Source organism: Bacillus pfraonensis (genome assembly GCF_050768835.1).
Classification (GTDB): Bacteria; Bacillota; Bacilli; order Bacillales; family Bacillaceae_G; genus Bacillus_A; species Bacillus_A pfraonensis.
Window position 1 is genome coordinate 170,230 of the sequence record NZ_JAHCDO010000005.1, and the last position, 13,494, is coordinate 183,723.

Below are 13,494 nucleotides of genomic sequence, written 5' to 3' on the forward strand. Positions count from 1 at the left end.
GGTGGAGGTCGAATATGAAGAAATTAAATGCAAATATAGATTTGAATACAAATTTATTAGAAGCGATGTTTATCCCGAGGAGATTTATCGTTTTATGGATAACACTCGTATATATAGCTTCGATGCTTTTAGAATTCCGTAACAACATTTTTTCCATTGATAGCTTGTTTTTTACAATTGTAATTGTTATACATACTATTTTTCATTGGTACGCTAGTTTATTAAAGAATAGCCAGTTGCTTTACTTTTTTTTCATACAGCTTTTTATTGTGTTTTTCGCTGCATTTATGGTGCCGCATGCCTCGATAGCGGTTTTGGTTGGGTTAACTCCTATTTTAATTGCACAAAGTTTATATATGTATAATAAAATATTTAAAGTAATTGCAGTTTTTACGATTATGTATGCAATATTTTGTGTTGCCAGTAGTATCAATTATGGTGGCAATAAATTAGCTATTCTTATTTCTATGTTCCTTTTGATATTAGCTATTATTATTCCTTTTTCTTATATTAATAAGCAGCAATTTGAGGCGCGTAATCGCATTCAGAGGTACATTCAAGAGTTAGAATTTGCATATATGAGAGTGGAAGAATTGACATTAGCTAATGAGAGGCAGCGAATGGCAAGAGATTTACATGATACATTAGCCCAAGGTTTAGCAAGCTTAATTATGCAATTGGAAGCAATAGATGCCCATATGCAAAGAGGGAATACAGAGCGTTCGCAAGAAATTATTCAACAAACGATGGTAAGAGCGAGGGAAACTTTACATGATGCAAGGTTGGTTATAGATGATTTGCGCTATACCACCAATCCATTTCATAAAGCAGTAGAGGAAGAAATAAAGCGTTTTTCTGAGGCTACATCTATACATGTAAGATTTCATATTCAAAGTACCCCTCATATTTCAAGCTTAGTAAAGGAACACTGTTTATATTTAATAAGTGAATGCTTAACGAATATCGCCAAACATTCACAAGCAACAGATGTAAATATAAAAGTCGATTATATAGATGATCTTAGAATACTAACGATCCAAATTCAAGATAACGGAATTGGTTTTGACACTGGGTATATCGGTAAGGTTCCTGGGCATTATGGTTTAATTGGTTTAAATGAACGTGTTCGTTTGATTGAGGGGAAAATACAAATAGTAAGTGACAAGATGAAAGGTACGAAAGTATACATTCAAGTACCGATAAATAAAGAAGGAGATGTCTTTTAGTTAATTAAAATGTTTTCCCACATAATCATAAGGAGCTGATTATGTGGGAAAACATTATAAACCGAAAGAATTCTCTGAATTATTAAATGTCTCCGTGTTGACTTTACAACGTTAGGATAATCAAGGGAAATTAAAAGCTTTTCGTTCTCCTAGTAACAGAAGATATTATACACATGAACAATATTTAGAATATATAGGAGTTCACAAAACAAACGAACAAAGAAAAATTGTTATTTATGCACGAGTTTCCACTTCCAATCAAAAAGATGATTTAAAGAATCAAGTTGAATTTCTTAGGGATTTTGTAAATGCAAAAGGAATGATTGAGGATGAAGTCATAGAAGATTACGGTAGCGGTCTGAAGTATAACCGTAAAAACTGGAACGGTTTAATCAATACATACATGACAAATGAGATAGATACAATTGTGATTGCGCATAAAGATAGATTGATCCCTTTTGGTTATGATTGGTTCGAAAGACTCTTACATTCATTCAACGTAAATATAATTGTTGTAAATAATGAAAGCCTTTCTCCGCAAGAAGAACTTGTTCAAGATATGATTTCTATTCTTCATATTTTTAGTTGTAGAATTTACGGTTTAAGAAAATATAAAAAGAAAATCAAAGAGGATGAGGATGTTGAAAAAAGCATACAAAACAGAAATCAAACTCACTGATATTCAAAAAAACAAAGTTATTCAAACGATTGGAGTAAGTCGATATATTTACAACTTCTATATCGCCCATAATAAAGAAATATACGAAAAAGAAAAGAAATTCATCAGTGGAATGGACTTTTCTAAGTGGTTGAATAACGAATATATTCCGAATCATAGAGATAAAATGCGGATCAAAGAAGTGTCTTCTAAAGCAATGAAAAAAGCTATTATGAATGGAGAAAAAGCATTTCAAAATTTTTTCAAAGGAAAAACAAAATTTCCCCGTTTCAAAAAGAAACGCGACCAAGATGTAAAATGCTATTTTCCGAAAAATAACAAAACAGATTGGATGGTCGAACGACATCGCATTAAAATACCTACCATTGGATGGGTACGATTAAAAGAATTTGGTTACATCCCCACGAATGCTAAGGTAAGTAGTGGAACTGTTTCTCAAAAAGCAGGTAAATTCTTTGTATCTGTACTTTGTGAAGTGGATACAAAGAATACGCAAATAAACACACAAGATGGTATAGGTGTAGATATTGGAATTAAAGATTTTGCAATTTGTAGTCATGACGTTACTTTTAAAAATATCAATAGAACACAGAAAATAAAAAGATTAGAAAAATCTTTAAAACGACAACAAAAATCTTTAAGTCGTAAATATGAATATTTGAAAAAGAGAGGTGAAAAATCTGCCACTAAAAAGAATATCAATAGATAAATCTTAGTGATACAAAAACTTCATAATCACCTTGCGAACATCCGCGAGGAATATATTAGATATGTTGTAAATACTTTAGTGAAAGCCAAACCGAAGTATATAACAATTGAAGATTTGCATGTTAAAGGGATGATGAAAAATCGTCATTTGTCTCGTGCAGTATTTTTGCAGAAATTCTATCGCTTTAGAGAATGGTTGACGTATAAATGCAATGAATATGGTATCGAATTAAGAATGGTACATCGTTTTTATCCTAGTTCGAAAACATGTTCTTGTTGTGGATATAAAAAAGTTGAACTACGTTTATCTGATAGAATTTTTAAATGTGACAACTGCGATGTTGAAATGGATAGAGACTTTAACGCAAGTCTAAATTTGAAATATGCAACAGAATATACGATCATCACATCTCGATAACGTATATATGTAGGGTGGGCTACATCCGAATTTACGCTTGTGGAGTGCTATATCAAATTGTGGTAGCGAGTAAGTGGCGAAGCGAGGCACATAGAAGCAAGAATGATCTAACGTAGATGATTATGTTTGTCTATGTTTTTAGTTGCAGATAGACATGAAGTATAATGTATTAATTGTTGATGATCATTTCGTTGTAAGAGAAGGTCTAAAATTAATAATAGAAACGAGTGATTCATTTCAAATCATAGGTGAGGCTGAAAATGGGGAAGAAGCTCTTTGTTTGATAGAGGAAAAGAAACCAGATGTCATTTTAATGGACTTAAATATGCCTAAAATGAATGGTTTAGACACAATTGAACATTTAAATAAAAAACAGGATAAAACTCCAATTATTATATTAACGACCTATAATGAAGACGAATTAATGATAAAGGGAATTGAATTAGGAGCAAAAGGATACTTATTAAAAGATACTGGTCGTGACAATTTATTTCGGACATTGGAGGCGGCTATTAGGGGCGAGACCTTACTACAACAAGAGGTTATGGAAAAAATCGTTAATTATAAAAGGAAACAGGTACATATAAATTCTTTTGAAAAGCCTAATTTGACAGAAAAAGAACTTTTTGTTCTAAAAGCCATCGCACGTGGATATAAGAACAAAGAAATTGCATTTGATATGGGAATAGCAGAACGAACAGTAAAAGCGTATTTAACCAATATTTATAATAAACTAGGTGTAAATTCACGATCAGAAGCGGTAGCTATATCTATTGAAAAGAAATTAATTCATCTTTAAAACATGAAATATTATAAATGCCCAATCGTACATGGAAGGCTTGCCCTTTTGTACGATTTTTTTATTTCTTCTTCATGCTATGCTCAGAAAGTATCGAAAAGTTACATGTTTGATAATGTTAATTTCACAAGTGAGCTTCAAGAAAGATTGAAACAATACAATCTCATTAGAAATACAGAAGCTTCTAATAGAGAAAGGAAATAGAATCATTAAATGATAACTTTGTTTTTGATTTCTACAGTCATTTTCTTTGTTTGGATTCAAATTAAGCCTCGAAAAATAAAATGGATAGATATTTTCATTTTCCAAATTGTTGCAGGGATTGTAATATACACGATGCCTTATCCAATGACCTGGGATTTACAAGCTGAGCTGTTGGCTATTTCACTCTTTGCTTTTGGTATTGGCGTTTGGCAAGGGAGTGTCATGGAAGTCTATTATGATGATGGGATTTTATATATCAAAAGTGGAAGACAGTATGTAATCTCTTGGATCTTCTTAATAATCGGCCAGATGGTTATTATGGATGTATTTGAAGGAGGACTTCCATCATTAGGGAATGTAGCATGGTTCCTTTTATTTAGCGTTGTTATTGCATCTGGAATAAAAAGCTGCATTATATATATGTTCTGTAAGATATGTAGTAAACAGTAATATATGAATTCGAAAAATATTCTATAAGCAATCAATGAGATTCCTTTTTGATTCAATAATCGTATTTATAGATGTAAATTCAGTTTGTTATATCGAGTTTAGGCGTGTAAGGACAGATTGTATACAATGCTGTAAATGAATTAAAAATGCTTGAAGAAGTGGAGGGGGAGTTAGCGCAAATGCTTCCATATGGTTTCATTGACATATTGTATAGGTTTGGTTGGCAGATAAATTTGAGTTTTAGTCCCCAAAAAGCTGATATGAATCGAGAATTTCCAGGAATTGAAGATGTAACGGAAAAGAATAATATTCAGTCTGTTGATTATATTGATACAAAAATAACGGTAGATTCTGTCACACATAATGATAAATATGTAACAGGCTATGCGAAACCGTATTCAACAATCGTATTAATGAATGGTGATGTACTTATTGGAAGTGGTCGAGTTGATAAATATGGGAAGTTTCGTATACATACGTATCATCACTTAAAAGAACATTCAATTATAACAGCTCAAGTGATATTCGATGGTTCTTATCAAGAGAGCGTAATGATTCATGTTAATTGATTACGAAAATCCTACTTATTGCGTCGTAGAAAAGTAAAATAAAAAAGAAGCAACGTAAATAAATGTTGCTTCTTTTTATTTATTAAGCCGATTCCCTCTGAACTCTCTCAAGCAAACTAGCCAACACATGCGTACGATATGATTCTAATTTTCTACCTTCGTAAGTACGGATACCTAATTTTTTTAGTTCTTTTACATACCAACCTTTGCTTCCGAAATACATGTAATCGCTCCCCTTCATTTTTTGGTGTAGTTTATTGGTTCTGATTGTTACTTGGAGGTACGGGAAATAGATGAAGGAAATGAATTTCGTATGAAAATGGTTAACTTTGATGCAAAAGACATATATACTAAAGGTAGTATATAACGAGGTGGGCACGACGTGATTATAGAGAAGCACGAAATTCAAATTGACCAAATTACGAGCGGAAAGGTGAATATATTTACTTTCTACCGAAATCGAAAGCAAATTGACGATCCGTTTTTAAAATTGCAAGAGCCATCGCTTACGGCGAACTACTATTTCCATTTTCATTTGGATATAGAAGGCCTTCATCTTCTGCAGGAAGAGTTCCAGGGCGTATATCCGTACGACGGGAATGGAAGCATTCACGACTGGACGGAAAAGATGAAAGATGAACTGCAGCGCCAAATTCAAACTGGAAAGTGGAATAGACGCGTGCGTATTGGTAACCGGATTCTAGATGTGGTATTTACGTGGTGTGATGAAGATATAGTATAAAAAAGAAGCGGATGACGCTTCTTTTTTAGCGCTGGAATAAAACGAGCTTTCCTGCGGAAGATGTGCAGCGATGTGTTTTTTCATACAATCCTTTTTCTCGTAAAATGGATTCGCCTTTTGACTTCGCTTCTGCTTCTGTCGCTACCTCAAATGATTCGTCTAGCACTTTTGAACCATCTTTTTCAAAGACTGTTAGAACGTATACTCCCATGAAAATTCCCCTCCAAAGATTAAAATCAGAATCTTATAACTATTTTGTCATAAATCGCTAGAATATGCAAAGAAATATGTGACATTGCGTGGTAAAATAAAGTGAAACTTTGGTCAGTGGTTTGTACTGACCATTAGTCTTCACCAATCGGGCTTTTACGGGCAGTTTATCTCCTGTTTAACTTCTTTGTTTTTGTTAGACTTTGAAGTAGGAGTATTACTGCCCGTTAAAGCGGGGTAAAGTGAAACTTTTATCGGATAAGGAAAGGATCGTTTATTTGTGAAACAAGTGAAGTTTATACATGCGGCGGATTTACATTTGGATAGTCCGTTTAAAGGAATGGAAATGAATGTGCCGTCATCTGTTTGGGAAAGAATGAAGCAAAGTACGTTTCAGTCGTTTGAGCGTATTATCGATAAAGCAATTCAAGAACGCGTTGATTTTGTGCTACTCGCGGGAGATTTATATGATGCGGAAACGAGAAGTTTGCGTGCGCAAGTGTTTGTGAGAGAGCAAATGAAGCGCCTTTCGCAGTATGAGGTTCCAGTTTATATCATTCATGGTAACCACGATCATTTAGGCGGAAGCTGGGCGGCCATTGAGTTTCCTGAAAATGTTCATGTGTTTACAGAACCATATGTAGAAGCGAAGCCATTTTATAAAGATGGTGAACTGCTTGCATCTATTTATGGGTTTAGTTATCTCCAGCAAGCTGTCACAGATAATATGACAGCGCAGTATGAAAAAATGAGCGATGCGCCTTTTCATATTGGGATGCTTCACGGGAGTGTAGAAGGCGATGCGGAACATAATCGTTATGCACCGTTTCAAATTCGTGAGCTGAAGGAAAAAGGGTTTGATTATTGGGCTCTTGGTCATATACATAAGCGCGAGATTTTAGCAGAGGAGCCTTATATTATTTATCCAGGCAATATACAAGGGCGTCACCGGAAGGAAACGGGAGAAAAGGGGGCATACCTCGTTACGATTACAGAGCGAGGTACGGATTGTTCGTTTTTTGGTACGGCGGATGTAGTTTGGGGAGAAATAGAAATTCCTATCGATGGACTACAAACAGTTGATGACCTTATGACAGTTTGTACGGAAGCGTTGAATGAGGGACGCAAGGGAGAGGAAGGAACTCTTTTGACAGTCGTGTTTACTGGGCAAGGACCACTCGCTTCTTATTTGCGCGATGAAAAACGAGTGGAAGAGATTTTTCATATTTTAGCAGCGGGAGAAGAGCGCAGGGATTTCGTGTATGTGATGAAGTGGAAGAATGCGACGATTTCATTTGTGGAAACGGAGCGGTTAAAAGAGGAGAATCATTTTGTTGGTAGTGTACTGCAAGAACTAGAATCTTTTACAAATATGGATGCGGTGCTTAGGTCAATTTGGACCTCTCCTGTCGCGCGTAATGTGGTTGAGTCTTTTTCAGAAGAGGAGAAAGCAGAGATTCAAAAGGAAGCGGAAAATATTATATTAGAGCAATTATTCCAGCAAGAGAGGGATAAAAAATGAGAATTGAAAAACTCCATATTTACGGTTATGGGAAATTAGAAAATGTGGAAATGGATCTTTCATTGCTGACAGTGTTGTACGGTGAAAATGAAGCGGGAAAATCAACGATTCGTTCGTTTATGAAGAGTATTTTATTTGGATTCCCAACGAGAGGACAACGGCGGTATGAGCCGAAAGAAGGCGGGAAGTATGGCGGCGCCATAACGGTGCTGACGGAGCAGCATGGGAGACTCAAAATCGAGCGCCTTCCGAAAACGGCTGCTGGGGAAGTAACGGTCTACTTTGAAGATGGAAAAACAGCTGGAGAAGAAGTACTGCAGACTGTGCTGAGCGGGATGAATGAGCACTTGTTTGATTCTGTCTTTTCGTTTGATATGCATGGCCTTCAAAATATTCATCATATTGGAGAAGCTGAAATCGGAAATTATTTATTTTCAGCGAGTGCAGTTGGAAGTGACGCACTTCTGCAGCTAGATAAAAAGTTAGAAAAAGAAATGGAGCAGCGTTTTAAGCCAAATGGTCGTAAGCCCGAGATTAATGCGCTGCTGCAAGAAATAAAGAAACTCCAGGAAAAGCTTCATGCGTGGCAAGGGAAGATTGGTACGTATGAAAAGGTGATGGGGCAGTTAAAAGAAAGTGAAGGGCGCCTTGCTCATATTCGGAATGAAAAAGAGATGGCAGAAAGGCGTAAGCAAGACTATGAAGTATTGGCCACGCTGCAACCGCTTGTCATTGAAAAGCGTGCATATGAAAAAGCGTTAGAAGAGCAGAAGAATCCGTTTCCAGTTCGAGGTGTGGAGCGTTATGAAACGATCAAAGCAAAGCTTGAGCCGCTCGGCGTGCAACTGGATTCAATCCAAAAAAGAATGGAAATGGTGCAATCGGAACTAGATGGGATAGAAGTACAAGAAGAGCTACTGCAAAAAGATAGTTATGTAGAAGAACTTCTTATGCAGCATATGTCATATGAAAATGCGCGCCAAGAAATGCGTGATATTACAGTAAGTACCCGAAATATGAAAGAAGAGATAGAAGAGCTTGAGCAACAAATTGGTGCTACTTTTGAAAAGGAAAGTATACTGTCATTTGACACAAGCCTTGCCGCAAAAGAAATGATAACGCAAACGGTGCAAAAGGCGAGAGAATTAGACAAGCGGAAAGAGCAGCTTGATGAGCGTTTTAAAGTAGCCCAAGAGCAATTAGAAGAACAAGAGGAGAATGTAAGGCACATTCAAAAGCAAATGTTAGCGGATGAAGAGCGGCAGAAACTTGTAGAAAAGGAAAAGGCGTTTCAAGGTACAAGTTTTATTGGGACTAGTAGTCAATATGAAGAAAGAATGAAAAGTGCGCAGGAAAAGAAAAAGCGTTGGCAGAAAGTCTGTTTCTTTTTGTTAGCTATTAATACAGTGATTTTGCTGACAAGTGTATTGTTAGATAACCGTACATTGTTATTTACGAGCGTTATTGTTTTTGTTCTTATTGTACTTGCCCTTGTTTTATATAAAGATAATGCTTCAGATAGCTTACAAGCGGAACTGCTTACATTGCAGCAAAGTGCAGGGGGAAGGCAAAATGAAGAGGCGCTATCCATTCGTTATCAATTAGAAAAAGATGAAGAAATGCGTAAATTATTTGAGCGCGAGTCTTATAAGTTGCAACAAATAGAACGGGCCTATGATAAAGTGGTTTCTGCATATGAAGAATGGGAGCAGGATACGTTTCATGTGGGAGAGCAAGTAGAGACATATCATGCACGCTATTCTTTCCCGCGCTTTTATACATATGCACATATATTGCCGGCATTTGAACGTATGGAAAAGATGCAGCAGTTATATCGTGAAGTAGGAAAGTTGTTGGAGCGAAAAGGAATTTTATATGAAATGATTTCGCAGTTTGAACATAAACTAGAGAACGTTATGAAAAATACAGATTTTGATCATCTTCATATGATTCGTGATCGTATTCAAAAGGAAAAAGAAAAAGGGCAAAAGAAGGAACAACTTTTAGGAAAGCTTGCTGATTGGAAAGAAGAACGAGAAGTACTGCAACATCAAGTACATCAGCTCATACTAGAAAGAGATGCGCTATGGAGAGTGGCGGAAGCTACTGATGAAGAAACGTTTTTAGAAGCTGGCAAGAGAGCAGAAAAGCGTGAAGAGGCAGAGAAGCAAGTAGAGCGGTTATCACCTCAAATTGATATGCTAGAAAAGCGTTTAACAAGTTTATCATTAGTGGAACACTACCAAGTGGAAGGGTATGAAGAAAACTTAAATCAAGAAGTGCTTCATATACGAGACTTCCTTTCAGAAGAGAAGAAATTGACGGAGCGCATTGCGGAGTACCGCGTAGAGATTGCGAATTTAGAAGAAGGCAGTACGTACGGTGATTTATTACATGAATGGGAAATGAAAAAATCACAAGTACGTGAGCAAGTGAAGAAATGGGCTGCATATGCCACGGCAAAAACAGTGTTAACAAAAACGAAGCAATACTATCATGAAGTACAGCTGCCACGTATTTTACAAAAGGCCGAGGAATATTTTATATACTTAACAGGCGAAAAGTATAGTAAAATATTTTCACCATCTGAAGCAGAGCCGTTTATTGTAGAGCGGAGTGATGGGATTCGTTTTTACAGTCATGAACTCAGTCAAGCGACAGCGGAACAACTCTATTTATCACTAAGATTTGCGTTAGCGCGGACGTTTGAACATGATTATCCATTTATTATTGATGATAGCTTTGTGCATTTTGATGCGATAAGAACAGAACGAACAATCCAGTTAATAAAAGAAATTGCGAAGGATAGACAAGTGATTTTCTTTACATGTCATGCCCATCTATTATCATTCTTTACGGAAAAACAGATTATAAAATTATCACGTGAGCGTAAAGAAAATAAGGTGTAGTGTGCTATACTAAAAGTACTTAAGTTGGTGGAGGAATCAGAATGAAAAAGAAAATTGCAGAGTATGAAGTTGGTGAACAAGTCGATATCTTCCTGCTAATTAAAACGGCGACAAAAGGTATCGCGAGTAATGGGAAGCCATTTTTAACAGTAATCTTACAAGACCAAAGCGGCGATATTGAAGCGAAGCTATGGGATGTATCACCTGAAGTAGAGAAGCAATATGTAGCGGAAACGATTGTGAAAGTAGCTGGGGATATTCAAAATTATAAAGGGCGCATTCAACTTCGTGTGAAGCAAATCCGCGTTGCAAATGCGAATGAAGTAACAGATATCTCAGACTTTGTTGAAAAAGCACCAGTGAAAAAAGAAGATATGGTAGAAAAGATTACACAGTACATATTTGAAATGAGAAACCCAAACATTCAGCGTCTTACAAGACACTTACTGAATAAACATCAAAATGAATTTTTAGACTATCCAGCAGCGACGAAAAATCATCACGAGTTCGTATCAGGACTTGCGTATCACGTTGTATCGATGCTTGATTTAGCGAAAGCAATTGCAACGCTATATCCATCTTTAGATAAAGACTTACTGTATGCAGGCGTTATTTTACATGACCTTGGAAAAGTAATTGAATTATCTGGTCCAATTTCAACAACATATACACTAGAAGGAAACCTGCTCGGTCACATTTCCATCATGGTAAACGAAATTGGAAAAGCAGCCGATGAACTGAAAATTGAAGGAGAAGAAGTATTAATCCTTCAGCATATCGTCCTATCTCATCACGGGAAAGCAGAATGGGGGAGTCCGAAACCACCATTAGTAAAAGAAGCAGAAATTCTGCATTACATCGATAATTTAGATGCGAAAATGAACATGATGGATCGTGCCCTAGGACGTGCGAAACCAGGTGAATACACAGAGCGTGTCTTTGCCCTTGATAATCGTTCGTTCTATAAGCCTTCTTTTCATAACTAAATAAAGTGAAACTTTAATCAGTGGTTGGGGGCTTCATCCTCCCACCACTGATTATTAGTGATCACCAATCGGGCTTTTACGGACAGTTAATCCCTCACCTCATTTCTTTGTTTTTGCTGATTTTTGAGCTGGGGATCTTACTGCCCGTTAATGTGAGAGAATACTTATTAGGCAAGTGATTTTAGCGTAAAGCTGAGGTCGCTTGCCTTTTTTATTTTTTAAAGTGGGGGAATAGGAAAGCTATCTCTTATGAGTCGGGTTTTAATTGTGTCTTAAAAGGAGAATATTCTGATAATTATTTTTCAATTAACGGAAGGGGAGGATTTGATATACAATTTATGTAATTGTGTTAATATTCAGAGTATTCGAGGTGAAACATAAGAGGGAGGAATCATTATGAGTGCACATATAGTTACGAAAGATCAAATTAAGCATTCATTAGATATTTGGTATCAGTCAATGTTGCAACAGCAAGTGGAGAAAGCGACACGATGTAAAGAAGAGATTGATAATAAAATTAATCATGTAGAAACAGATCAGGACGTATTATTGTATTATGCATTACTAAATTTTAGATATCATACTCTAATTGACTGGGGGGCAGTTAAAGAAGATAGTTTTGACCAGGTAGAATTTTTTGAGGTTCCAAAAGAGGGGTTTCTGGCATATTATTATCATTTTTTGAAAGGCTTTCATTGTACTTTAACTTCAAATTATAAAGAAGGAAAAGAACATTATGAACAAGCTGAAAAACTTTTAATGTACGTTCCTGATGAGATTGAAAAGGCAGAATTTAATTATAAACTAGGGGTACTAAACTACCACATTCACCAACCTTTATTAACAATTAAGCATGTACTTAAGGCAAAAGAATTGTATGAGAAGCGGTTAAGTTATAAACTTAATCAGTTAGAATGTGATGTCACTTTAGGACTAGCAAGTATTACCTTAAAACAGTTTGAACAAGCTGAAGAATATTTTGTAAAAAGTTTAGAATTGGCCAAGAAACAGAATCATGAAAATTTAATTATATTGCTTCGCTACAATCTAGGTTTTCTCTATGCAAAACAAAATTTATCAGAAACGGCTATACGTTACTTAACAGATGTTTATAACAATGAGGAACCATACCATAAGACATTATTTTTGTTAGCGCAGGAACACTACAAGATAAATCAAATTGAGAAAGCTAAAGCATTTTTAGAAGAAGGTATTGAGATAGCTGATATTGAATATGCACATCATTTTCGCATAATACAAGCTTTATATGATATAGAATATAAGCAGAACCTAGAATCTGCTATTATTGCAGGTATTAATTATTTTGAAACACAACAACTATATGGTTTTATTGAAGAGTACGCAGGGTATCTTGCAAAACGCTTTTATGATGAAGGTAATCACGAAAAGGCTAGTAAGTATTTTAATACTGCATATGAAGCAAGACAAACACTTATACAAAGGAGTGCATTGAAATGAAAAAATTATTAATGGGTACTGTTAGTTTTATAGCTGTTTTAGGTATAGGTACTTTTACGGATTCATATTCATCACAAGCAGATCACGGACGTCCGCCAGCACTGCAAATACCTGATTATGCACCTACATACAGTGTTGACGATTATAATAACATGCCTAATTTTGACCACGGTAGACCACCTATGGTGAACAATCACGCAGACCTATAATAAAAAAGAAGAACGTTTACCCTCACAAATAAGCGTTCTTCTTTTATTTTGCGCTTTATCTCCAGCGCCATGCGATCGTTGTATCTTCTATGTAAATAGCCGGTATATCGATCCCTAAGTATTTACTTTCATTTTCATCTAAAATAGACCAATTACTTTCCGCTAAAAATTCTGGATCTGCGCTGTTAAAATCAAATTCAGTGTCTTCATCAACCATCCCGCGAAAATATTCATGAAATGGCTTACTATTTTCATTTAAGTGAATCGTCCCATACATCCACGGTGTATCTGCGGATACTTCTGTAATATCACCTAATTCAATATCTTTAAAATATAGTTTCATATGGACACCCGCTTGTCTGTGAATTTTATGTAATTCTCTAG

The 13,494-nt window shown here is 35.8% G+C and carries 13 protein-coding genes and 2 pseudogenes; 12 read left to right on the top strand and 3 right to left on the bottom strand.

All coding sequences use genetic code 11. The features are described 5' to 3' along the window. Nucleotides 1-14 precede the first annotated feature (14 nt). The 6 genes and pseudogenes from KFD70_RS07120 to KFD70_RS07145 all read left to right on the top strand — a co-directional run bounded on the left by KFD70_RS07120 (nucleotide 15) and on the right by KFD70_RS07145 (nucleotide 5,053). A complete protein-coding gene (locus KFD70_RS07120) occupies nucleotides 15-1,226 on the top strand; it encodes a sensor histidine kinase (RefSeq protein ID WP_336450840.1) in 1,212 nt (403 codons plus the stop codon). Between the two features lie 43 nt (nucleotides 1,227-1,269). Further along, nucleotides 1,270-1,905 (top strand): annotated as a pseudogene (locus tag KFD70_RS07125) (IS607 family transposase). After that, nucleotides 1,868-3,031, top strand: a pseudogene (locus tag KFD70_RS07130) (RNA-guided endonuclease InsQ/TnpB family protein). The pseudogenes KFD70_RS07125 and KFD70_RS07130 overlap by 38 nt, the downstream one beginning before the upstream one ends. Nucleotides 3,032-3,185: 154 nt before the next feature. Then, nucleotides 3,186-3,830 carry a response regulator gene (locus KFD70_RS07135; protein ID WP_336450841.1) on the top strand — a complete coding sequence of 215 codons (645 nt, stop codon included), beginning with the start codon at nucleotides 3,186-3,188 and terminating at the stop codon, nucleotides 3,828-3,830. Nucleotides 3,831-4,043: 213 nt separating this feature from the next. Further along, on the top strand, nucleotides 4,044-4,484 hold the full coding sequence (locus KFD70_RS07140; RefSeq protein WP_431613065.1) for a hypothetical protein: 441 nt from the start codon (nucleotides 4,044-4,046) through the stop codon (nucleotides 4,482-4,484). A gap of 179 nt (nucleotides 4,485-4,663) precedes the next feature. After that, nucleotides 4,664-5,053 (top strand): Ig-like domain-containing protein, encoded by a 390-nt coding sequence (locus KFD70_RS07145; RefSeq protein ID WP_431613066.1) that lies wholly within the window; start codon nucleotides 4,664-4,666, stop codon nucleotides 5,051-5,053. A gap of 82 nt (nucleotides 5,054-5,135) precedes the next feature. Here the strand turns inward: KFD70_RS07145 and KFD70_RS07150 are convergent, their stop codons facing one another. Beyond that, on the bottom strand, nucleotides 5,136-5,276 hold the full coding sequence (locus KFD70_RS07150) for a YflJ family protein (RefSeq protein ID WP_336450844.1): 141 nt from the start codon (nucleotides 5,274-5,276) through the stop codon (nucleotides 5,136-5,138). A 159-nt stretch (nucleotides 5,277-5,435) separates the two neighbouring features. On the opposite strand from KFD70_RS07150, the gene KFD70_RS07155 reads away from it, so the two are divergent. After that, nucleotides 5,436-5,795: a hypothetical protein gene (locus KFD70_RS07155; protein WP_336450845.1), complete on the top strand. Its 360-nt coding sequence runs from the start codon at nucleotides 5,436-5,438 to the stop codon at nucleotides 5,793-5,795. Nucleotides 5,796-5,820: 25 nt separating this feature from the next. On the opposite strand, the gene KFD70_RS07160 is transcribed toward KFD70_RS07155, so the two are convergent. Continuing rightward, nucleotides 5,821-6,006 (bottom strand): YhzD family protein, encoded by a 186-nt coding sequence (locus KFD70_RS07160; protein WP_174101553.1) that lies wholly within the window; start codon nucleotides 6,004-6,006, stop codon nucleotides 5,821-5,823. A 279-nt stretch (nucleotides 6,007-6,285) separates the two neighbouring features. Here KFD70_RS07160 and KFD70_RS07165 point away from each other — a divergent pair, with 279 nt between their 5' ends. From KFD70_RS07165 to KFD70_RS07185, 5 genes are all read left to right on the top strand, one after another. Further along, complete coding sequence (locus tag KFD70_RS07165; RefSeq protein ID WP_336450846.1) at nucleotides 6,286-7,527, top strand: metallophosphoesterase family protein; 1,242 nt, start codon at nucleotides 6,286-6,288, stop codon at nucleotides 7,525-7,527. Continuing rightward, entirely contained in the window at nucleotides 7,524-10,436 is a 2,913-nt protein-coding gene (locus KFD70_RS07170; RefSeq protein WP_336450847.1) for an ATP-binding protein, read from the top strand. Before KFD70_RS07165 ends, KFD70_RS07170 begins: the two co-directional genes overlap by 4 nt. A 41-nt stretch (nucleotides 10,437-10,477) precedes the next feature. Beyond that, a complete protein-coding gene (gene yhaM / locus KFD70_RS07175; RefSeq protein ID WP_336450848.1) occupies nucleotides 10,478-11,422 on the top strand; it encodes a 3'-5' exoribonuclease YhaM in 945 nt (314 codons plus the stop codon). Nucleotides 11,423-11,818: 396 nt separating this feature from the next. Beyond that, on the top strand, nucleotides 11,819-12,901 hold the full coding sequence (locus KFD70_RS07180) for a response regulator aspartate phosphatase (protein WP_431613067.1): 1,083 nt from the start codon (nucleotides 11,819-11,821) through the stop codon (nucleotides 12,899-12,901). Next, nucleotides 12,898-13,110 carry a hypothetical protein gene (locus KFD70_RS07185; RefSeq protein ID WP_336450850.1) on the top strand — a complete coding sequence of 71 codons (213 nt, stop codon included), beginning with the start codon at nucleotides 12,898-12,900 and terminating at the stop codon, nucleotides 13,108-13,110. Before KFD70_RS07180 ends, KFD70_RS07185 begins: the two co-directional genes overlap by 4 nt. Nucleotides 13,111-13,165: 55 nt before the next feature. On the opposite strand, the gene KFD70_RS07190 is transcribed toward KFD70_RS07185, so the two are convergent. Beyond that, nucleotides 13,166-13,453 (bottom strand): hypothetical protein, encoded by a 288-nt coding sequence (locus tag KFD70_RS07190; RefSeq protein ID WP_336450851.1) that lies wholly within the window; start codon nucleotides 13,451-13,453, stop codon nucleotides 13,166-13,168. Nucleotides 13,454-13,494 lie beyond the last annotated feature (41 nt).